The following is a 21,482-nucleotide window of genomic DNA, read 5'->3' as shown; positions in this document are numbered from 1 at the left end:
GGGCCCCCCCCCCCCCCCCCCCGCCCGGCCCAACTCAGCAGCCCAGTCGACTAACAGTCGACTCTACCCACCCACCCGCCACGAGGGGCTCCGCCGTTGGCCGGCACCCCGCGACAAACCACCACACGTGCGCAATCCCAACGAACGTCGGACAATGGACCCCTTGGCGGCCCGCCGCGCCGCCCCTCCCGCTTTCCGCTGCAAGGATTCCCCCATGGCCGCCCGCAAGTCCTCCGCCCCGCTCATCGAAGTCACCGCCCGCCCCGGCCAGCCGTTGGGCATGGCGCCGGCCACCTTCCTGCGCGACTTCTGGCAGAAACGCCCGCTGCTGATCCGCAACGCCTTCCCCGATTTCCAGACCCCGGTTCAGCCGGAAGACCTGGCCGGCCTGGCCTGCGAGGAAGGCGTGCTGGCGCGCCTGATCGAACACGACAAGGCCGAGGACAGCTGGCGCGTGCGCAGCGGCCCGTTCCAGGAAGACATCTTCCCCGCCCTGCCCGACCACGACTGGACCCTGCTGGTGCAGGACGTGGACAAGTGGGACAAGGACGTGCGCGCCCTGATCGAACACTTCAGCTTCCTGCCGCGCTGGCGCATGGATGACGTCATGATCAGCTTCGCCGCCACCGGCGGCTCGGTTGGCGCCCATGTCGACCAGTACGACGTGTTTCTGCTGCAGGCCCATGGCCACCGCCGCTGGCAGATCGATGCCAGCGAATCGATCAAGGGCAAGCAGCCGCCGCTGGGCTTCCGCCCGGACGTGGAACTGAAGCTGCTGAAGGTGTTCAAGCCGACCCACGACTGGGTGCTGGCGCCGGGCGACATGCTGTATCTGCCGCCGAACGTGCCGCACCACGGGGTCGCCGAAGATCCGTGCCTGACCTTTTCGTTCGGCATGCGCGCACCGGCCTCGGCCGAGCTGATCAGCGACTACCTGGACACCCTGATCGCCGATGCCGACGAGAACATCCGCTACCAGGATGCCGACCTGAAGGTGCCGGCCGACCCGAACGAAATCGACACGGTGGCGATGGCGCGGGTGATCACCGCGCTCAACGCCATCCGCATGAACGACCCGGACAAGCTGGGCGACTGGTTCGGCCGCTTCATCACCACTTACCGCGCCGCTGGCGAAGTGATGGCCCACCAGGCCGCGCCGACACAGGAAGAGGTGGTCGAAGCGCTGGCGGCCGGGCTGCTGCTGCAGCGCCATCCGTGGGCGCGGCTGGCCTGGCGCCGGGCCAAGCGTGGCGCCAGCCTGTACGTCAGCGGCCAGGACTTCGCGCTGCCGGTGAAGGACGCCCAGCGCCTGGCCGGCGCCGAACAGCTCGACGCCGCCGCCTATCGCGGCCTGTCCGACAAGGGCCGCGCGGTGGTCCAGCAGCTGCTGGTCGGCGGTGTGTTCCAGCTGATCGATCCGAACGAGGCGTATGACGCCGAAGACGACGACGACGGCGAAGACGCCGTGGTGCTCGGCGAAGTGGTCGAAGGCCGTGACCGTGTCGACGCGATCGATGCCGACGCAGTGTCCGACGATGTCCACACCGTGACCGTGCACGACGACGGTATCGAGGTCATCGTCAACTTCGAAGACCACGACGAGGACGACAGCGACGAAGGTCGCGCCTGAACCTTGTCATGATCCGGGTCCAGCACGTCAGCCACGCCGACGCTCACGTCGCCATCCACGACGTGCGCCAGCGGGTGTTCGTGCAGGAACAGGGCATCGCCGCCGAGCTCGAACGCGATGCACTGGATCCGGTCTGCGCCCACGTGCTGGCGCTGGACGCCGATGGCCAACCGGTTGGCACCGGGCGCCTGGCCACGGATGGCCGCATCGGCCGCATGGCCGTGCTGGCCAGCCACCGCAACCAGGGCGTTGGCGAGGCCCTGCTGGAGGCGCTGGTGGAGGCCGGGCGCCGGCTCGGCCTGGCCGAACTGAACCTGCATGCACAGCTGCCGGCCCGCGATTTCTATGCACGCCAGGGCTTCCTGCCAGAGGGCGAGGTATTCGAGGAGGCTGGCATCGGCCACCAGCAGATGCGCCGCCGCCTCGGTGCGGCCAGTGCCATCGAAAGCCGCGCCGAGGCAGTTACCATCACCACCGCCATCATCCACCGCGCCCGTCGCCAGCTGTGGCTGCACAGCCGCCAGCTGGATCCGGGCCTGATCGACGCACCGCCCGTGCAGGCCGCTCTGCGACGCTTCGTCACCGCCCGCCACGACAAGCAGTTGCGGGTGATCGTGCACGATGCAGCAGCGATCGCCTCAGCCGGTGCACCACTGCTGGCCTTGGCCCAGCGCCTGCCCAGCGTGATCCAGTTCCGCGAGGTCACCGACCCGGTCGACCGTGCACTGGCCTCGGCCTGCCTGCTCAACGATGCAGGCGACTTCTACTTTCGTCTGATCGGTCATCGCCTCGACGGAGAGGCCGGCATCGCGCTGCCTGCACGTTCGCAGCCGTTCGAGCAGCAATTGCAGCGCGTCTGGGACCGTTCGCGCGATTGCAGCGAACTGCGTGCGCTCGGCATCTGAGCGGGCACCGCCTACGCAACCTGTCTGGAAGCGGCACCGGGGGACCCGGGATGCCTGTGGTGGTGCCCCTTCGTGTCCGGATGGGGGTACAATTTGGCTGTTTGAACGCGCCCGCGCAGGGCTATTCATCTTCCTGCCGGGTCCTTCTGAAGCCATACCCCACAAAGCGAATCAACACCCTCCATCGTGGACAATCAACTGAAGCAGTTTGCGCAATCTTCGCAACTCGCCGGCGGCAACGCCTCCTATGTCGAGGACCTGTACGAGCAGTACCTGGTCTCCCCGGACAGTGTCGATCCCAAATGGAAGACCTACTTCGACGGCTTCAAGGGCCGCGAAGCAGGCGACATTCCGCACTCGGCCGTCATCTCCCACATTGCGGACGCGGCCAAGGAAGCGCTGAAGGCCGGCACCGGCAACGGTGCGGGCGACGAGCGTGAGCGCAATGTCGGTCGTCTGATCACCGCCTACCGCTCGCGCGGCCACCTGGACGCCCGCCTGGACCCGCTGGGCCTGACCACGCCGGTCAACACCCCGGACCTGGGCCTGCCGTTCCACAGCCTGTCCGATGGCGACCTCAACAGCGAGTTCAGCACCGGCGGCGTCGGTGGCCAGCCGCGCATGAAGCTGCGCGACCTGCTGGCACGCCTGAAGGCGACCTACACCGGCTCGATCGGTGCGGAGTTCATGCACATCTCCGAGGTCGAGCAGCGCCAGTGGATCTACAAGAAGCTGGAACTGGCCGGTGGCAACTACCAGCTGGACGCTGACACCCAGCGCCGCACCCTGGAGCGCCTGACCGCGGCCGAAGGTCTGGAGCGCTACCTGCACACCAAGTACGTGGGCCAGAAGCGCTTCTCGCTGGAAGGCGGCGATTCGCTGATTCCGATGATGGACACCATCATCCGCAGCGCCGGCAAGGATGGCGTCAAGGACGTGGTGATCGGCATGGCCCACCGCGGCCGCCTGAACGTGCTGGTCAACACCCTGGGCAAGAATCCGCGCAAGCTGTTCGACGAATTCGAAGGCAAGTTCGAGCACGACGAGCACGCTTCTGCCGGCGACGTGAAGTACCACATGGGCTTCTCCGCCGACGTGGCTACCGACGGCGGCCCGGTGCATCTGGCGCTGGCGTTCAACCCGTCGCACCTGGAAATCGCCGACCCGGTCGTGGCCGGTTCCGTGCGTTCGCGCCAGGAGCGCCGCAAGGACACCGCGCGCAAGCAGGTCATGCCCATCCTGATCCACGGCGACGCGGCCTTCTCCGGCCAGGGCGTGGTCATGGAACTGTTCCAGATGTCGCAGGCCCGCGGCTTCGCCGTCGGCGGCACCGTGCACATCGTGGTCAACAACCAGGTCGGCTTCACCACCTCCAACCCGCTGGATACGCGTTCCACGCGCTATGCCACCGACGTGGCGAAGATGATCGCCGCCCCGGTGCTGCACGTGAACGGCGATGATCCGGAAGCGGTGGTGTTCGCCGCGCAGCTGGCCTTCGAGTTCCGCCAGAAGTTCGCCAAGGACGTGGTCATCGACCTGATGTGCTACCGCCGCTGGGGCCACAACGAGGCCGACGAGCCGGCGATCACCCAGCCGCTGATGTACCAGGTGATCCGCAAGCACGCCACCACCCGCGAGATGTACGCCGAGCAGCTGGAAAAGGCGGGCGTGATCGCCGCCGGTGCCGGCAAGGCGATGGTCGATGCCTACCGCGAGAAGCTGGATGCCGGTGAAGTGACCACCGAGCTGGCCAAGGTCGAGAAGACCCCGCCGACCAGCCCGCTGTTCGTCGATTGGCCGAAGCTGCTGGAAGGCAAGCTGTCCGACCCGATCTCGACCAAGGTCGAGAAGAACAAGCTGGTCGAGCTGGCCAAGCTGATCAACACCATTCCCGAAGACGTGCAGCTGCACTCGCGCGTGGCCAAGGTCTACGACGACCGCCGCAAGATGGCCGCCGGCGAGATCCCGGGCGACTGGGGCTTTGCCGAGAACCTGGCCTACGCCACCCTGCTCGACGAAGGCAATGCATTGCGTCTGGTCGGCCAGGACGTCGGCCGCGGTACGTTCACCCACCGCCACGCGATCCTGCACGACCAGAAGACCGACAACTACTACATGCCGCTGCGGCAGCTGGTGGATTCGCCGGAGAAGGCCACCGTCATCGATTCGCTGCTGAGCGAAGAAGCGGTGATGGCCTACGAGTACGGCTTCTCCACCACCGATCCGAACACGCTGTGCATCTGGGAAGGTCAGTTCGGCGACTTCGCCAACGGCGCCCAGGTTGTCATCGACCAGTTCATCGCCGCCGGTGAAGCCAAGTGGGGCCGCATTTCCGGCCTGACCCTGCTGCTGCCGCACGGCTATGAAGGTCAAGGTCCGGAACACAGCTCGGCGCGCCTGGAGCGCTTCCTGCAGCTGTGCGCACTGGAAAACATGCTGGTCGTGGTGCCGTCCACCCCGGCCCAGGCCTTCCACATGCTGCGCCGCCAGCTGCACCTGACCACCCGCAAGCCGCTGGTGGTGATGTCGCCGAAGTCGCTGCTGCGCCACAAGCTGGCCGTGTCGACCCTGGACGAACTGGCCAACGGCGAGTTCCAGCACCTGATCGGCGACGCCAACGCGGACGCCAAGAAGGTCAAGCGCGTGGTGCTGTGCTCGGGCAAGGTCTACTACGACCTGCTGGAAGACCAGACCAAGCGTGGCCAGGACGACGTGGCGATCATCCGTGTGGAGCAGCTCTATCCGTTCCCGCGGGCGCTGCTGGCTGCCGAGCTGAAGAAGTTCGGCAAGGCCACCGACGTGGTGTGGACGCAGGAAGAACCGCAGAACCAGGGTGCGTGGTACCAGATCCGCCACCACCTGCAGTTCTGCCTGGCCGATGGCCAGAACCTGCACTACGCCGGTCGCGCACGCTCGGCTTCGCCGGCTGCCGGTCACATGGCTGACCACGTCCGCGAACAGCAGCAGCTGGTCGCCGACGCACTGGTCAACCCGTTCAACGACACGTTCGCTGAATAATCCTCCCCCTATTTAGAAGACAAACCAGGAAGCTCCCGCAATGGCCACCGAAGTCAAAGCCCCGGTACTGCCCGAATCCGTCGCCGACGGCACCATCGCCACCTGGCACAAGAAGGTGGGCGACGCCGTCAAGCGCGACGAAAACCTGCTTGACCTGGAAACCGACAAGGTCGTCCTGGAAGTGCCGTCGCCGGTCGACGGCGTGCTGAAGGAAATCAAGTTCGCCGAAGGTTCGACCGTGACCTCCAGCCAGGTCGTGGCGATCATCGAAGAAGGCGCCGTGGCTGCTGCCCCGGCTCCGGCTGCTGAAGCCGCTCCGGCGGCGGCCGCTGCCCCGGCCGCCGCTGCTCCGGCCGCTGCCGCCGCTCCGGCCCCGGCGGCCAAGTCGGCCGCCGACACCCWGCCGCCGGGCGCCCGCTTCACCGCCATCACCGAAGGCGTGAACCCGGCCGACGTCGACGGCACCGGCCGTCGCGGCGCGGTGACCAAGGAAGACATCGTCAACTTCGCCCGCAACGGCGGCGCCGGCAAGGCCGGTGGTGCACGTCCGGAAGAACGCGTGCCGATGACCCGCATCCGCAAGCGCATCGCCGAGCGCCTGATGGAGTCGAAGAACTCCACTGCCATGCTGACCACCTTCAACGAAGTCGACCTGTCCAAGGTCTCGGCTGCGCGCAAGGAACTGCAGGACGAGTTCGTCAAGGCACACGGCATCAAGCTGGGCTTCATGAGCTTCTTCGTGAAGGCCGCTGCCAACGCGCTGCAGCGCTTCCCGCTGGTCAACGCCTCGATCGACGGCGACGACATCATCTACCACGGCTACTCGGACATCTCGATCGCCGTGTCGACCGAGAAGGGCCTGGTCACCCCGGTCCTGCGCAACGTCGAGCGCATGTCGTTCGCCGACATCGAGAAGACCATCGCCGACTACGCCAAGAAGGCGCGTGACGGCAAGCTGGGCCTGGATGAACTGCAGGGCGGCACCTTCACCGTGACCAACGGCGGCACCTTCGGTTCGCTGCTGTCGACCCCGATCATCAACCCGCCGCAGAGCGCCATCCTGGGCATGCACGCCATCAAGGAGCGTCCGATCGCCCAGAACGGCCAGGTCGTGATCGCGCCGATGATGTACCTGGCGCTGTCGTACGACCACCGCATCATCGACGGCAAGGATTCGGTGCAGTTCCTGGTCGACATCAAGAACCAGCTGGAAAACCCGGGCCGCATGCTGTTCGGCCTGTAAGAAACCTCCCGCCCCTCCGCGCCTGCGCGGAGGGGTTCTGGTAATGCATCAAGGAATAATTCAATGGCTGAACAATTCGACGTCGTCGTCATCGGTGCCGGCCCGGCCGGTTACCACGCTGCCATCCGCGCGGCCCAGCTGGGCCTGAAGACCGCCTGCATCGACGCAGCGCTGGGCAAGGACGGCAAGCCCGCCCTCGGTGGCACCTGCCTGCGCGTGGGCTGCATCCCGTCCAAGGCGCTGCTGGATTCCTCGCGCCAGTTCTGGAACATGGGCCACATCTTTGGCGACCACGGCATCAGCTTCAAGGATGCCAAGATCGACGTCGAGGCGATGGTTTGCCGCAAGGACAAGATCGTCAAGCAGTTCACCGGCGGCATCGGCATGCTGTTCAAGGCCAACAAGGTCGCGGCCTATTACGGCTTCGGCGAGCTGCAGCCGGGCAACGTGGTCAAGGTCACCCAGCATGACGGCTCGATCGTCGAGCTGAAGGGCACCAACGTCATCATCGCCGCCGGTTCGGATTCGATCGAACTGCCGTTCGCCAAGTTCGACGGCGAGACCATCGTCGACAACGTCGGCGGCCTGGACTTCACCGAAGTGCCGAACCGCCTGGCCGTGATCGGGGCCGGCGTGATCGGCCTGGAACTGGGCAGCGTGTGGAAGCGGCTGGGCGCTGAAGTCACCATCCTGGAAGCACTGCCGGAGTTCCTGGCCGTGGCCGACGCCGAAGTGGCCAAGACCGCTGCCAAGGAATTCAAGAAGCAGGGCCTGGACATCCGCCTCGGTGCCAAGGTCTCCAAGACCGAAATCACCGGCAAGGGCAAGAAGAAGGAAGTCGTTGTTACCTACACCGACGCTGAAGGCGAGAAGACCCTGACCGTGGACAAGCTGCTGGTGGCCGTCGGCCGTCGCGCCGCCACCAAGGGCCTGCTGGCTGAAGGCACCGGCGTGAAGATCAACGAGCGCGGCCAGATCGAAGTCGATGCGCACTGCCACACCGGCGTCAACGGCGTGTGGGCGGTCGGCGACTGCGTGCGCGGCCCAATGCTGGCGCACAAGGGCTTCGAGGAAGGCATCGCGGTGGCTGAGCTGATCGCCGGCCTGCCGGGCCACGTCAACTTCGACACCATTCCGTGGGTCATCTACACCGAGCCGGAACTGGCCTGGGTCGGTAAGACCGAAGCCCAGCTGAAGGCCGAGGGCATTCCGTACAAGGCCGGCAGCTTCCCGTTCGCCGCCAACGGCCGTGCCGTGGCGATGATCGAGCCGGCAGGCTTCGTGAAGATCCTGGCCCATGCCGAAACCGATCGCATCCTCGGCATGCATCTGGTCGGCGCCAACGTCTCCGAGCTGGTGCACGAAGGCGTGCTGACCATGGAGTTCAGCGGCTCGGCCGATGACTTGGCCCGCATCTGCCACGCCCACCCGTCGCTGTCCGAAGTGATCCACGACGCAGCAATGGCGGTCAGCAAGCGCGCCATCCACAAGGCGAACTGATCGTTCGCTGGTAGTGCCGGCCGCWGGCCGGCACACCCCAGCAAACAAAAAACCCCGCCTCGGCGGGGTTTTTTGTTTCAAGCTGACTGTAGCCCGGTACTGGATCGCTTTTCTGTGGGCGTCTCCCGCTCCTGGCCGCCGACTGATTGCGGGGCAAATCGACAGCCATATCCATGTCATCCGCGGCGGGCCGAGCTACAACATGGAGCTACGCTGGGAGGGAGTGCCCACCCTGGCTGATGCGATGGCCATGCTGCGGCGCCAGGTGTAGAACACATCGCCTCCGCAGTGGGTGCGTGTGGTCACCCGGCTGACCTTTGTCTGCGCAGCGGCCCTGAAGGCGGAGCTGGATCGCTAGGCGGCGATGCACGCGCAGGCCTACGGCAACTCCGTCGACGCAGCGGCCCTTATTCCGTTCATGCTCGAGGCCTCCATGGACGGGGATCGCGGGTTCCGGCGAGGCAAACACGCTCCCCAGTAAGGCCTACGATTCCTTTGCGGAATCCAGCGCTTCATCAAAACCGTAGGCGACGAGCCCGTGCAATCGATCCTTTGAAACCGGAGACATTGCAGCACTGGCTGCCCGCAGCTGGTCTCTGACCTCGGTTGCCCAAGGCCGTTCGTTCGCTAGATAACGATCGATCAGGCCATCTTGATAGCGCATCTTGAGTGCCAGCATCACCGTTCGTTGTTTTTCTGGATGAAGGCTAAGGAAGGCGTCCACGAACTTACGCACGTCCAGGGTCGCCAGGACTGGAATGTCGTAGAACTCATTATCCTCGTGATTGGTCAAGCAGATCCGGCGAAGGAACTGGCCGGGGTCCTCCAACATCAATGTAAGAAGGTCTTTGGCGATAGCGGGCCGACGATCGACAGCAGCCGCATGGCGCTTCTGGCTCAAGTACTCGGATAGATCCCTGAACTCTGCTGAAGAGGCTTCCATGTAGCCCAAGCCACCATAGCTATCGAAATTGATATTGAATCCGTCGTGCTGCCGTTCAATGGGCTCAAGTAATCCCTGATCGTACAGGTAGTCTACATAGGCCTTCGCGTCGGCAACGACTTGTGCGCGATTGGCCGTCGTCACACCGATCGCAGACAGCCGAAGCTGAATGCCGAAAATGTGCCGAATCTCGCCAAGAACCATGTATTCATGCGCGGCGAATGCCCGCGTCATCTCGGCAAGGGCCACGTTGAACTCTTCTTCCGTGCGCTCACGATAGTTCCATACGGTCCGCCAGGCGGGCTCCTGCTCGGCCCTAAAGAAGAAAGAACTTCCGTTCAGCTCATCGCGGATCTTCTGCCGGTCAACGATGCCTCTCACGATCAGGTCGATCAAGGTATCGTCCGAGAGAAGGTCCGCGTCGACCCGCGCAAGGGAATATCGATCGTTGACGGCGACAATCTTGGGGGGAACGTAGTCTTCCTGCTTGTTACGTATGTACGAAGACATGATATGGGTCCGGCGATTTTTCATGTCGTCCGCGGCAAGTCGTCCTGCCTTGACCTCAAATGAGAGCGCGAACAGGAGAGCCAGCAGGGCTTTCATCGCCTCATCGTTCTTCCAATGCGCCTCCTCCAAGACGATGTAGAGTCGTTCGAAGTCCAAGATGGTTTGCTGCAGAACTCTCAGGTTGTTCATCTCAGACTGGTGGTAGACCTCCGAAATAATGGAAGCACTGGAGGAGATGAAATTTCTTGCGGCCTCGTCCTTGACCGCGACGAAGAATCCTTGCAGTGCCTCCTCGAGGGAGGACTGCACTTCGAATACCTTACCGACGAGCTTCTCGCGAACTCGCTTGTACTTCGGTTTATCGTCGATCTCCTTCTCGTTCGCGATGAGGATGACCTTGCGCCCCTCGTGCTCCACGAACACGTTGATGTAACCCATCACCGTGTTGATGGGCATCTCACTTCGCTCCAGATCGTCAAAGACGTAGACGTTGGCCTTGGACTTGTTGAGGAAGTCCTTCGCTTTCAGATCCAGCTCCACGTTGAAATACTTCCCGATCGACTTGAGCGCCCTGCCCCCCAGTTCAACGCCTCTGTTTGCCAGCACGGGATACATGCCTTGCAGGATGGCGTCGTCGATGTCGTCTATCGATCGGATGCCATAGAGACTGACATAAATGTACGGCGACTTTTCCTTGTCCAGCGTGTCCAGGAACTTCTTGATGACGAAGGTCTTTCCGATTCCCCATGGGCCATCCAGAAGAACCGCGAACCCCGGCGGAGTGGGCAGCGAAAGGTAGTAGCGCAGGTATTCTTTGACGTGAACGTTGCGATCCGCCATCTCATTCCCGGAATTCTTGATTGCTTCGGACGGTGCGACTGGAGCGCGTTCTTCTGCTTTCGATGGCATGAGTTTCCTCCAGATCCGGCTGATCATCGATCTTTCCAATTCGTCAGTTCACTCACGGAGGTTGAGTCCATGACGCTGACGCGTGTTGACGGGTGACTTGACGTAGCTTGCTTCTGGCTTTCCAAGGATGGCAACCAAGAGTCGGCTGACTAACGCCTGCATCTGGAGCGGCGTGTTGCCAGGATCTGCTGCCGGCTGATTGCCACCATAGATCGAGAATCCAAGCGGTTCGCCAAAGAAGAGCCCCTCGTGAAAGGCGTTATTGCGAACAATCGAAAGCGACGACGGCGCTGCGGTGACGTGCCTGGCCCAATCAGGGACCGGTATATCGAACACCGCGCACATCCACTGAATGCGCTCGCCGTGGATTCGAGGGGGCTTTGCCCCTCCCTTGGCTGAAATGAGCTGGAAGCACCCATCCAGTGCCATGTAGAGGTACTGGAACCGCTCAAAGGGAAGGCTCTGAGGATAGTGCGACAGGAACAAAGCATGGATGACGGCCGCCACCCGCTTGGGGGCCCTTGAATCGGCGGGCTCAGCATTGAGAAAGTCCAACGCCAATCCGATGGCATCGGACTCATCGCCTGGGCGAGTCAGAACGAAGTCCACGAGCTTGCCGGGCTTCGTCGGTGCCGCATCAAGAAAGCCGGCCGCGGTCGTCGTCAACGGCATGCCCAGAAAGAAGGCAAGGCACCACACGACGAACTCGAGGTCGAGTGAGTTGGTGCTTTGATGAAGGGTCAGGACGTGAGTTTTGGGCAGTCCAAAGACCCGGGCTGGATAGGGCATCAAGCGGGTCTTCCCGCTGAGTACGCCCAGATGGCCTTGCGCTCCGGAGTAGATCCAGTCTTTTACGGTGCAGGAATCTTCCGTCACCGCCGCAATGGATTCTTGGAGAGTGGTGAGCGTTCGGACCGAAAAACGGTCTGTGTCTAGATCGCAGGACCTTGGGTAGTAGCCAAACTCGGCGGCGACTCTCCCTGTCGGAGAATCGAGTGGCTGTCCTTCCATGGTCTCACTTCCCTTGGCGTCCGCTGGATGTCCATCTATTTGGTCACGTCATCGACGGCGGCCCGCAACGCCTCCTCGCCGTTCATCAAATCATACGATATCAACTCTATTGAAGCATTGAACGATGGGGTACGTTCGTCGCGGACCTTGGAGAACCACACAGATTTGGCCCGACCTAGCGCGAAGCCGATGCCTCACCGTGGCTCCTATTTGGCTCCTAGGCGAATCTAGCGCCGATGCGAAAGAGCGCGCCGTCGGTGCTAACTGTTTGTCTAAAAAATAGTTCCAAGCGCCGCCATGTCGTACCAGGGACTTAACACAGGCCTCTTTTGTTACCTGCGCCGGTGTGGAGCCGAGCACAGGCTCGGCGCTACACCTTTCCAGCCGGCTTCTTTGGTGGATCCTCACAGACCCGGTGCTGCACAACCGTCTCGCCAACCTTCCATTCCTTCGTGACCCTGCAGCGCTCCTTGGCTTTCTGCACAGAGACCGCTGCAGCGTTCGCCTCGTCAGCCGCAGCAGTCTGCTGGCGTTCCAGCCACACCGAGGGCGGCGCTGGAGGTGTGGCCAGTACCGGCCCCGCAAGCAGGACCAGCCCCACCAGCAGCACCGTCCTCATGCAGCCACCGCTCGGCCACCGAGCAACCGTGCCGGCAGCATGAACAGCGCGCGCAGGAACGCAAACAGCGCCGAGAAGGTGATGCCGACCAGGCGGAATGGCAGGCTCAGCAGCCACACGAACGGCCAGGCGATCAGGGCGAGAATCGCCAGCGGCCAGCACAGCACGAACAGCAGGCACCACACACCGAGTGCGAACAGGGTCTTCATCACGGTCTCCTTGGGGCGGCACCCTGCCGCCTGTGGACACCATGGCGCCCCGCCCTCGCTGCCCGCAAACGGTTTGCGACGAAACCGGGCTGGGGGCGATGAAACCGGTGGTGGGGAAACCGGAGATTCAGGAGGTTGCCGGCCAGCGGCCGGCACTACCGAACGGATTCACACCGGCAGTGCGCCCGGGCGGCCATGGGTCACCTGGAAGCGGGCGGCCGTGCGTACCGGCGCATCGGCGCGCAGCACGCTGTCGGCGAAACGCAGCTCGGCGTCCACGGTCTGCCGGTTCAGCTGCAGCTTCCACCAGCCTCGGCGATCACCATCGAAATAGCGGATATGCGGGTTCTGCGGAATCGACGGACCGTAGTACGGGCCATAGGGCGTATCGTCGCCGCCACTGCTGATCGCCGGCGCAATGAACTCGGTGGCCAGCACCGGGGCTTCGGCCGTGTCGAAATCCAGCTTCAGGTCGTTGACGAAGGTGGAATGCCAGTCGCCGCCCAGCACGATGGCATTGCCCTGCCCGCCCGCCTGCATCGCCTGCAGCAGGCGGGTGCGGGCTGCCGGATAGCCATCCCAGGCATCGTTCCAGAAGCGTTCGCGTGGCGAGCCGCCGTCCAGCCGCAGCTGCGCCATCAGCAGCTGCTGCACCACCACGTTCCAGCGCGTGCCGCGTGCGGCGGCCATCGACTGTGCGAACCAGGCTTCCTGGCCCACGCCCAGCATGCTCATGCGCGGGTCCAGGGCCGCCTCGCAGCGCGGCGACTCGCCCACCCCGCACGGATTAGCGGGGCGGAACTGGCGGCAGTCGAGCAGGGTCAGCTGAGCCAGATCGCCGTAACGCAGGCGCCGATGCACGCGCAGGCCACCATTGCCCGCAGGCGTGCTGCGCATCGGCAGGTGCTCGTAGAACGCGCGGTAGGCCGCCGCGCGACGCACGATGAAGTCCTCCGTCGAGACGCCGGGCTTCTCCGGATGGATGCCGGAGTAATCGTTCTGCACTTCGTGGTCATCCCAGATCACCGCGAACGCGTGTGCGGCATGCGCGGCCTGCAGATCGGCATCGAGCTTGTACAGCGCATACTGGTCGCGATAGCGCTCCAGGCTGACGGTCTCGCCGCCGAAACGCGCGGCATCCAACGTCTGGCCGCGTGCGTTCTGCAGCGGGCTGTACTCGTACAGGTAGTCACCGGCATGCAGCACCAGGTCGACGTCACTCTGCGCGATGTCACGCAGCACCGGGTAGTAGCCGCTGTTCCAGGCCTGGCAGGTGCACAGCGCCAGCCGCAGCTGCTGCAGCTGCGTGTCCAGCAACGGTGCGGTGCGGAAATGGCCGACCGCGCTTTCCTCATCACCATCGCAGGCGAAGCGATAGTAGTAGTCTCGCCCCGGACGCAGGCCGTTGACCTCCACATGTACCGAGTGCGCCAGCTCGGGCACCGCCGCGGCGACGCCACGCTGCACCAGCCGGCGCATGCCCGGGTCTTCGGCCACGAACCAGCGCACCGGCACCGCCCGCGACGGCATGCCGCCACCGTTGAGCGGGTCCGGCGCCAGCCGCGTCCACAGCACCGCCCCCTGCGGATCCGGATCGCCGGCAGCGACACCCAGGGTGAACGGATCACGTCCCAGCCGCGGGCGTGGGCCAGCCGTGGCCAGCCCCGGCATCGCCGCCAGTGCGATCGCTGCCCCCGTGCCCTTCCACGCCATGCGCAACAGGCGACGGCGGCTCTCCGGATCAACAGGCCCGCGCATCAGAAGTGCACGGTGGCGGTGGCCATCACCTGCCGCGGCGCACCGACCTGCATGGTCGCCAGGCTTCGGGTCGGGTCGGCGGCGTAGGTGCCGTTGGTGTTGATCGAGGACAGGTAACGCTTGTCGGTCAGGTTGGTCAGGTTCAGCGCCACGGTCAGGTTCTGTGCCGGGCCGAGCTTGCCGAAGTCATAGGCCACCGAAGCGTTGAGCAGCCAGTAGCTGGGCACCGACACGTCGTTGGTATAGGTCACGTAACGCTTGCCGACATGGTTGGCGGCCAGGCGCAGGTTCCACGGGCCCGGCGTCCAGGCCAGGCTGCTGGCGAACATCCATTCCGGAGTGTCGACGGTCTTCTTGCCGCGGGTCGGCACCACGCCGTTGTTCACGTAGTCGTTGTCGTAGGTGCTGTCATTCCACGACAGCGCGTTGGACCAGGTCAGGTCCTGCATCGGCTTCAGCTGCAGGGTCGCCTCGGCACCGCGGCTGGTCACCGAACCGACGTTGGAGAACAGCGCCGGGCAACCAAGGATGCCCACGCACTGCGCGATGGCCAGCAGGCGGTTGTCGAACTTCACGTCGTACACCGCCACCGAGGCTTCATAGCCCTGGCCGTAGCCGCGCCAGCCCAGCTCGATGGTGCGCGACTGTTCCGGCTTCAGGGTCTTCGCGCTGGCATCGAATGCGGCCTGCGGTACGTTGAACGGGCTGCCCACGCCCAGCGCATAGGCGGCGATGTTCCTGGCGAACGAGCCGAAGATCTCGTTGCCTTCGTTGAGCTTGAAGTTGAAGCCGGCCTGCGGCAGGAAGGCCTTCTTCGAGGTCAGGCTGCTGTTGTTGGCGTAGCTGCCCAGCGGCGTGCGCACGCTGGTGCGGGTATTCGGCGACTTTGCACCGATGTCGATGGTCAGGCGGTCATCGAACAGGCGGAAGCGGTCCTGCACGTAGAACTGGCGGGTAATGGTGGTGTAGCGCTGGTGCCACACGCGCTGGTCGGGATTGCGCAGGAAGAAATCGTCGGTGATCGGGCCGTCGATGTAGTAGAAATTGCGCTGCACGCTGTGGCCGTTGTCTTCGTACCACAGGCCCGCTTCCAGTTCGTGGCCCGCCACGCTCCAGGTGAACGCCGAGGTCACGCCCGTGCGGTCGATCGCATACTCGGTGGTGCGTATCGAGATCGGGATCTCGCGGCTGGTGCCCGGGTTGGATGGATTGGACGGGCTGAACCAGTGGCCCTGGCCACGGTTGCTGTGGTTGTAGACGTTGACCTTCAGGCGCATCGACTCGTTCAGGCCGAAATCGCCGGCAATGCTGGACAGGTCGTCATTGCGCAGGCCGTGACCGGAGTAATACGCGTCCCACGGGCTGTTGACGCCGCCGCTGAATTTTCCGCGTGCGGCGGCGACCGCGCGATCCCAGTCCGGGGCGTAGTTGTCCCAGTCCCAGCCGAGGCGATCGATCATCTCCAGCGACAGGTCCTGGTAGTCGGCCTCGACGCGGCGCGAGGCGTTGAACAGCGCAGTGATCCTGCTGTCCGTACCGAAGTTGTAGGTGGCCTTGCCGTTGACCTGCTTCAGTTCCTGCGAGCCCTTGCCCTTCCACTTGTCGCCTTCGGAATACACGCCGGACAGGTAGGCAGCAAAGCCCTGGTGCTCGCCGGTCTCCAGGCGCGCATAGCTTCGGCGCGCACTGTCGCTGCCGAAGCTCTGTGCCAGCACCACGCCATACTCGGTGGACGGATCGATCGAATAGAACTGGAACACACCGCCGAGGTTGCTGGTGGACGGCGTACCCAGCGCACCGATGCCGGTGGAGACTTCGGCACCACCGAGGTTCTCGCTGATCACCGCGCGGCTGATGTGCAGGCCATTGCTGTTGCCGTAGGCCATGTTGCCCAGCGGAATGCCATCGAGCGTGTAGCCCAGGCGGTTCTGGTTGAAGCCACGCAGGCTGATGGTGGTGGACCATTCGTAGGCGCCGGTGGCATCGGACGATTCGAAATGCACGCCCGGCTTGGTCGCCAGCAGCTTCAGCGGGTTGGCGCCGGGCGGGAGCACCTTCATGTCCTCGGCGGTCACGCGCTGCACCTGCCGGGCTTCGCCCCGGCCGATCACCGAGATCGAATCGAGCGTGGTGGCCGACTGGGCGTCGGTGGCGGGGACGGTTTCAGCGGCGGCAAGCGACGGCAGCGAAGCACAGACCAGCAGGGCCAGCAGATTGCGGCGGAGCGGAGCGTGGGACGGCATGGGGGCGGATTCCTTGGGCACGCTGGACGCCGAAAGGCGGCGTCGAAGGGCAGCAGCGGCGGAATCGTAGAAGCGTCGCGTTACATGTCATTTACACGCCACATGCGGACGTTCGCCCTTTCGATGCGCGCGCTGGCCGTGAGGCGCGCACTGGCAGGCCCCACACTGGGGAATCCGCCCGCGTGCAGACAACGGCGATGCTAGCCGTTGGTGCCCACGAGCTGATCACGCAAGGCAATCTCCACCGCCGCCACAGCCTCCGCGGAAACGGCGGCCCATCGGCGTGACCGGGTACCCGGTGGCCGCCAGCCAATCAGGATCTGCCCAGGGCTGTCGAGCCAGCCAAGCACCTCCCACTCGTCGAGCAGGTCACCGCACGCCAGCAGATGTCGCTGTGCCCGCGCATAGCCGGCATCGGCATCTTCGCATTCAGGCTCCCACGCCGCCAGCGCGCGCAGAAGCGCCGCATCAGCCTCGCTTGCCGACAGTGCGCGCATCGGCGCGGGCAAGGGTGGCAAGCGCAACAGGTCCTGAAGGAAGCCCCGGACGTAGCCGTCAAGATAGACTCCGCCGCTCAACATCCCCAGGGGCTGGCCGGCGCACCACATGCGAGCCCGGCCGTACCCCAGTGCGGGGGCGTCCACGCTGAACTCCAGGGCGAACGTTGCAGGATTACCGAGCATCTGCATCAGCGTACCTCCGTGCGCTCACCGCGCCACACGCGGCCGCGCGTCGGCGGCCTCCGGCGCTGCCACGGTGCCCCAGCATCACTCGAACGAACCGACCGAGTCGTGGGCCAGGTTGTCGAAGCGGGTGTATTCGCCGAAGAACTTCAGCTTGCACGAACCGGTCGGGCCACCACGGTGCTTGCCGATGATGATCTCGGCCAGGCCCTTGTCCGGCGAATTTTCCTTGTTGTAGTAATCGTCGCGGTAGATGAACACGATCATGTCCGCGTCCTGCTCGATTGCGCCCGATTCGCGAAGGTCGGCCATCACCGGGCGCTTGTCGGTACGCGTTTCCAGCGATCGGTTGAGCTGCGACAGCGCGATCACCGGCACATGCAACTCCTTGGCCAGGCCCTTCAGCGAACGCGAGATTTCCGAGATCTCGGTCGCGCGGTTCTCGCTGTTGCCCGGCACGCTCATCAGCTGCAGGTAGTCGATCACCACCAGGCCCAGATCATGTTCGCGCTTGAGGCGTCGGCACTTGGAACGCAGCACTTCCGGCGACACGCCCGGCGTATCGTCGATGAAGATCTTGGTCTCCTTCAGCATCTTGATCGCGCTGGTGACGCGGCTCCAGTCCTCGTCTTCCAGCTGGCCGGTTCGCAGGCGCTGCGCGTTGATCCGGCCGTTGGAGGAGATCAGGCGCATCGCCAGCTGCGAGGCCGACATTTCCATCGAGAACACCGCCACGCCCTTCTTCGACTTGATCGCCGCGTACTCGGCGATGTTCAGTGCGAACGTGGTCTTGCCCATGGCCGGGCGCGCGGCGAGGATGATCAGGTCGGTCGGCTGCAGGCCGGCGGTCATCGCATCGAAGTCGTTGTAGCCGGTCGGCAGGCCGGTGATGTTGCCGCCGTTCTCGAAGCGGTTGCGCAGCTCCTCGAAAGCGTCCTTCAGCGCGCCGGGCATGGCCACGAAATCGGTACGCCCGCGCGCGCCCTGCTCGGCGATGGCGAACACGCTTTTTTCCGCCGAGGCCAGCAGTTCGCTGCTGTCGCGCCCTTCCGGCTGGAAACCATCGTTGACGATGTCCGTGCCGACCTGGATCAGCTGCCGCAGCACCGCCTTGTCGCGCACGATCTCGGCATAAGCCACGATGTTGGCCGCCGACGGCGTGGTACTGGCCAACTCGATCAGATAGGCGCCATCGCCCACCAGCTCCAGCTTCCCCTGCGATTCGAACCACTCGCCCAGGGTCACCGCATCGAACGGCCGCTCGCGCTCGGACAGCTCGCGGATCGCGCGGTAGATCATCTGATGGTCGCGACGGTAGAAATCACCCTCGGTCAGCTGGTCGTTGACCCGGTCATAGGCCTCCGGCGCCAGCATCAGGCCACCCAGCACCGCCTGTTCGGCTTCCACCGAATGCGGCGGCACGCGCAACTGGTCGATGCGCGATTCGTCGCGATCGCGATCGAAGCCATCACCGCGCTCTCTGCGGTTGGAACGGAAGCCGGGACGAGCGGACATGCTGCGGTATTTCCTGCAAAAGTGGGCCGGACGAGTGTAGGCATGCGCCGCCCCCGGCGGCCATGGACAAGCCTGTGGATAAGCCGTGGAGAAACGGGGGATATCCGCCGGTGCCTGGCCATGCTGGCGCGAGGGCGTCGCAGTACCTGCGACGGGCGCCGTTGCGGTGCCCGAGCAGGCCATTATCGCAGATGGGGGCGGCGGCCGCTGCCGTCAATCGCCCTTCACGTGCACCGCAATCAGCGCCAGGAAGCGGTCTACATAGCCCTGCAGGAATTTCTGCGTGCCCTCGTTGTGGATCGTGCCGTCGGCATCGATCAGGCCGTCCTTGAAGTGGATGAACGCCTCGGGCTGGCCGAGCACGTGCATGTCCAGGAAGGCCAGACTGTTGCGCAGGTGCTGCTGTGCCACGGCGGTGCCGATCTGGCCGATGGAGGCGCCGGTCACCGCCGCCGGCTTGCCGCCGAACGCGCTGTCACCATAGGGGCGCGAGCCGATGTCGATGGCGTTCTTCAGTACGCCCGGCACCGATCGGTTGTATTCGGGGGTCACGAACAGCACCGCGTCGGCGGCACGCACCTGATCCTTCAGCCGGGTGCCCTGCGCCGGATAGTGGCCGTCGAAATCCTGGTCGTACAGCGGCAGATCGCCGATCTGCACGTACTGGAAGCGCGCGCGGTCACCAGCAATCTTCTCCAGCGCATGGGCCAGCTTGCGGTTGCAGGAATCCTTGCGCAGGCTGCCGACGAACACGGCGATGGTGGGGACAGACATCAGGACATACTCCTCACGGTGCGGGAGGCCCAGCCTAGACGCGGGGCCCGTGCCGCCCGGTGAAGATCAGCCGCCGGTTACGCCGGCCCGCACCTGCCGCCAATGGGCCCGCCAGGCCTGGAACATCAGCACGTTCCACAGATGGGTGTGCCACTTGCGCTGGCCGCCCAGGAACTGCTGCCACAACGGCTGTACCGCCGCCGCCGACAGCACACCCTCGCGTTCCAGCCGTGCCGGCTGCAGCAGATCTTCGGCCCACGGCCGTAGATCGCCCTTCAGCCAATCGCTGACCGGCGCACCGAAACCGCGCTTGGGCCGGTGCACCATCGACTGCGGCACGTAGCGGCCAAGAACGCGCTTGAGCAGCACCTTGCTGGTGGTTTCGCTGCGCTTGAAGCCCAGCGGCAGCGACCAGGCAAACTCGGCCACACGCCAGTCCAGCAGCGGTGCGCGTGCCTCCAGGCTGACCGCCATCGAGGTGCGGTCGACCTTGCACAGCAGGTCATCCGGAAGGTAGGTCACGTAATCGGCCAGCATCATCGCGTCGGCCGGCGTGCCTGCACCGTGCAATGGATCGGCCAGGTCGTAGAAGCTGCCGGCAGCCTGCGCGCCCGGCACTGCCGCCGCTGGGTCGCGCCAGCGCGAGATACGGTTGCGGTACACGTCACCGATGCCACGCGCGCCGGACTCGGCCAGCAGCGCGGCCAGGCCACCGGTCCGCGAGGCTTCGCCCTGCTGCTGCGAGCGCGCCCCCATCCATCGCCGCAGGGGGCCCGGCACGCGGCCCAGCATCTGCCAGTTGCGCAGCGCGCGCACGTAGCGGGTATAGCCGAAGAACAGCTCATCACCGCCGTCACCCGACAACGCCACGGTCACGCCCTGCCGCGCCAGGCGCGCGACCAGCGCGGTCGGCACCTGCGAGGCATCGGCGAAAGGTTCGTCGAACATTGCAGGCAGCTGCGGCACGACTGCCAGTGCATCCGCACCGCTGACGTAGAGCTCGGTGTGGTCACAGCCCAGATGCGCAGCCAGCTCCCTGGCCAGCGGCGCCTCGTCGTGGCCCGAACCGGTGAATCCGATGCTGAAACTGCGCACCGGCTGCCCGCTCTGCGCCTGCATCAGCGCGGCCACCAGCGACGAATCGGTGCCGCCGGACAGGAACACGCCCACCGGCACGTCGGCCACCATGCGCAACGCCACTGCGTCGCGCAGCAGCCCATCCAGCTGCTCCTCGGCTTCCTCGATGCGCCCCTGGAACGGCGTAGCCAGCGCGGCCTGCATGCGTGCGCGGGCATCCCAGAACGGGCGCTGCGCCTGCTCCGGGCGGTGTGCGGCGGCACCTGCCGCTACGGCTTCCGCGTCCAGGCGCAGCACGCGGCCCGGCATCAGCTTGTAGCAGCGCTGGTGGATGCTGTGCGGGGCCGGAATGTAGTCCAACCGCAGCAACAGGGTCAGTGCGTCGCGGTCGATATCGTTGTCGAAGGCCGGGTGCTGCCACAGCGCCTTCAGTTCGGAACCGAACACCAGCGTGTCACCGGCCCAACCGTAGTACAGCGGTTTCTTGCCGACGCGGTCGCGTGCCAGCCACAGGCACTGTTCCTGGCGGTCCCACAACGCGATGGCGAACATGCCGTTGCAGCGCTGCAGGGTGTCTTCCATGCCCCATTGCAGGACTGCTGCCAGCAGCACTTCGGTGTCGGAGTGGCCACGAAAGGCATGCCCCAACGGCTCCAGATCGGCACGCAGCGCGGCGAAGTTGTAGACCTCGCCGTTATAGGCCATCACGTAGCGACCATCGGACGAGGCCATCGGCTGGTGGCCCAGCGGCGACAGGTCGAGGATGCTCAGCCGACGGTGCGCCAGCGCGATGCCAGCCCCGGCCTCGACCCAGCTGCCACCATCATCCGGCCCACGGTGGTGCAGCGCCTCGCCCATGGCCAGCACCTGTGCCTGCAGCACCTCGGCCGACACCACCGGCGCCGGCAACAACATTCCCGCCAATCCACACATGC

General features: G+C 65.0%; 16 protein-coding genes and 1 pseudogene. 7 read left to right on the top strand and 10 right to left on the bottom strand.

What is annotated here, in order from left to right:
- Positions 1-214 precede the first annotated feature (214 nt).
- From D7Y61_RS11550 to D7Y61_RS22775, 7 genes and pseudogenes are all read left to right on the top strand, one after another.
- Positions 215-1,630, top strand: coding sequence for a cupin domain-containing protein (locus D7Y61_RS11550; RefSeq protein WP_180866357.1), 1,416 nt, complete (start codon positions 215-217; stop codon positions 1,628-1,630).
- An 8-nt stretch (positions 1,631-1,638) separates the two neighbouring features.
- On the top strand, positions 1,639-2,535 hold the full coding sequence (locus D7Y61_RS11545; protein ID WP_180866356.1) for a GNAT family N-acetyltransferase: 897 nt from the start codon (positions 1,639-1,641) through the stop codon (positions 2,533-2,535).
- Positions 2,536-2,721: 186 nt separating this feature from the next.
- Complete coding sequence (locus tag D7Y61_RS11540) at positions 2,722-5,553, top strand: 2-oxoglutarate dehydrogenase E1 component (RefSeq protein WP_180866355.1); 2,832 nt, start codon at positions 2,722-2,724, stop codon at positions 5,551-5,553.
- Positions 5,554-5,593: 40 nt separating this feature from the next.
- Positions 5,594-6,796 (top strand): dihydrolipoyllysine-residue succinyltransferase, encoded by a 1,203-nt coding sequence (sucB, locus tag D7Y61_RS11535; RefSeq protein WP_180866354.1) that lies wholly within the window; start codon positions 5,594-5,596, stop codon positions 6,794-6,796.
- A gap of 63 nt (positions 6,797-6,859) precedes the next feature.
- Positions 6,860-8,296, top strand: coding sequence for a dihydrolipoyl dehydrogenase (gene lpdA, locus D7Y61_RS11530; RefSeq protein WP_180866353.1), 1,437 nt, complete (start codon positions 6,860-6,862; stop codon positions 8,294-8,296).
- Between the two features lie 127 nt (positions 8,297-8,423).
- Positions 8,424-8,564 (top strand): annotated as a pseudogene (locus D7Y61_RS22630) (amidohydrolase family protein); the annotation flags it as partial.
- Positions 8,565-8,660: 96 nt separating this feature from the next.
- On the top strand, positions 8,661-8,777 hold the full coding sequence (locus D7Y61_RS22775; protein WP_430543706.1) for a DUF2274 domain-containing protein: 117 nt from the start codon (positions 8,661-8,663) through the stop codon (positions 8,775-8,777).
- 3 nt (positions 8,778-8,780) lie between these two features.
- On the opposite strand, the gene D7Y61_RS11520 is transcribed toward D7Y61_RS22775, so the two are convergent.
- The 10 genes from D7Y61_RS11520 to asnB form a co-directional block, all read right to left on the bottom strand.
- Positions 8,781-10,658 carry a P-loop NTPase fold protein gene (locus D7Y61_RS11520; RefSeq protein WP_180866352.1) on the bottom strand — a complete coding sequence of 626 codons (1,878 nt, stop codon included), beginning with the start codon at positions 10,656-10,658 and terminating at the stop codon, positions 8,781-8,783.
- 48 nt (positions 10,659-10,706) lie between these two features.
- On the bottom strand, positions 10,707-11,669 hold the full coding sequence (locus D7Y61_RS11515; RefSeq protein ID WP_180866351.1) for a hypothetical protein: 963 nt from the start codon (positions 11,667-11,669) through the stop codon (positions 10,707-10,709).
- 370 nt (positions 11,670-12,039) lie between these two features.
- Positions 12,040-12,288, bottom strand: a complete 249-nt coding sequence (locus D7Y61_RS11510) for a hypothetical protein (RefSeq protein WP_180866350.1) — start codon at positions 12,286-12,288, stop codon at positions 12,040-12,042.
- Positions 12,285-12,497 (bottom strand): hypothetical protein, encoded by a 213-nt coding sequence (locus D7Y61_RS11505; RefSeq protein ID WP_010486834.1) that lies wholly within the window; start codon positions 12,495-12,497, stop codon positions 12,285-12,287. The genes D7Y61_RS11510 and D7Y61_RS11505 overlap by 4 nt, the downstream gene beginning before the upstream one ends.
- A 168-nt stretch (positions 12,498-12,665) precedes the next feature.
- On the bottom strand, positions 12,666-14,255 hold the full coding sequence (locus D7Y61_RS11500) for an alkaline phosphatase D family protein (protein WP_180866349.1): 1,590 nt from the start codon (positions 14,253-14,255) through the stop codon (positions 12,666-12,668).
- Entirely contained in the window at positions 14,255-16,498 is a 2,244-nt protein-coding gene (locus D7Y61_RS11495; protein WP_180866348.1) for a TonB-dependent receptor family protein, read from the bottom strand. The genes D7Y61_RS11500 and D7Y61_RS11495 overlap by 1 nt, the downstream gene beginning before the upstream one ends.
- Before the next feature lie 200 nt (positions 16,499-16,698).
- Positions 16,699-17,187, bottom strand: a complete 489-nt coding sequence (locus D7Y61_RS11490) for a hypothetical protein (RefSeq protein ID WP_180866347.1) — start codon at positions 17,185-17,187, stop codon at positions 16,699-16,701.
- A gap of 78 nt (positions 17,188-17,265) precedes the next feature.
- Entirely contained in the window at positions 17,266-18,696 is a 1,431-nt protein-coding gene (locus D7Y61_RS11485) for a replicative DNA helicase (RefSeq protein ID WP_099552507.1), read from the bottom strand.
- Positions 18,697-18,909: 213 nt separating this feature from the next.
- Positions 18,910-19,470 carry an NADPH-dependent FMN reductase gene (locus tag D7Y61_RS11480; RefSeq protein ID WP_180866346.1) on the bottom strand — a complete coding sequence of 187 codons (561 nt, stop codon included), beginning with the start codon at positions 19,468-19,470 and terminating at the stop codon, positions 18,910-18,912.
- A gap of 66 nt (positions 19,471-19,536) precedes the next feature.
- The gene (asnB, locus tag D7Y61_RS11475) at positions 19,537-21,480 is read right to left on the bottom strand and encodes an asparagine synthase (glutamine-hydrolyzing) (RefSeq protein WP_180866345.1); all 1,944 of its coding nucleotides are present in this window, start codon (positions 21,478-21,480) and stop codon (positions 19,537-19,539) included.
- Positions 21,481-21,482: the final 2 nt, after the last annotated feature.

This window comes from Stenotrophomonas maltophilia, assembly GCF_013464485.1.
Lineage (GTDB): Bacteria > Pseudomonadota > Gammaproteobacteria > Xanthomonadales > Xanthomonadaceae > Stenotrophomonas > Stenotrophomonas maltophilia_AW.
Note: the sequence above shows the minus strand (reverse complement) of the source record. Positions and strands in the feature narration are given on the sequence as shown.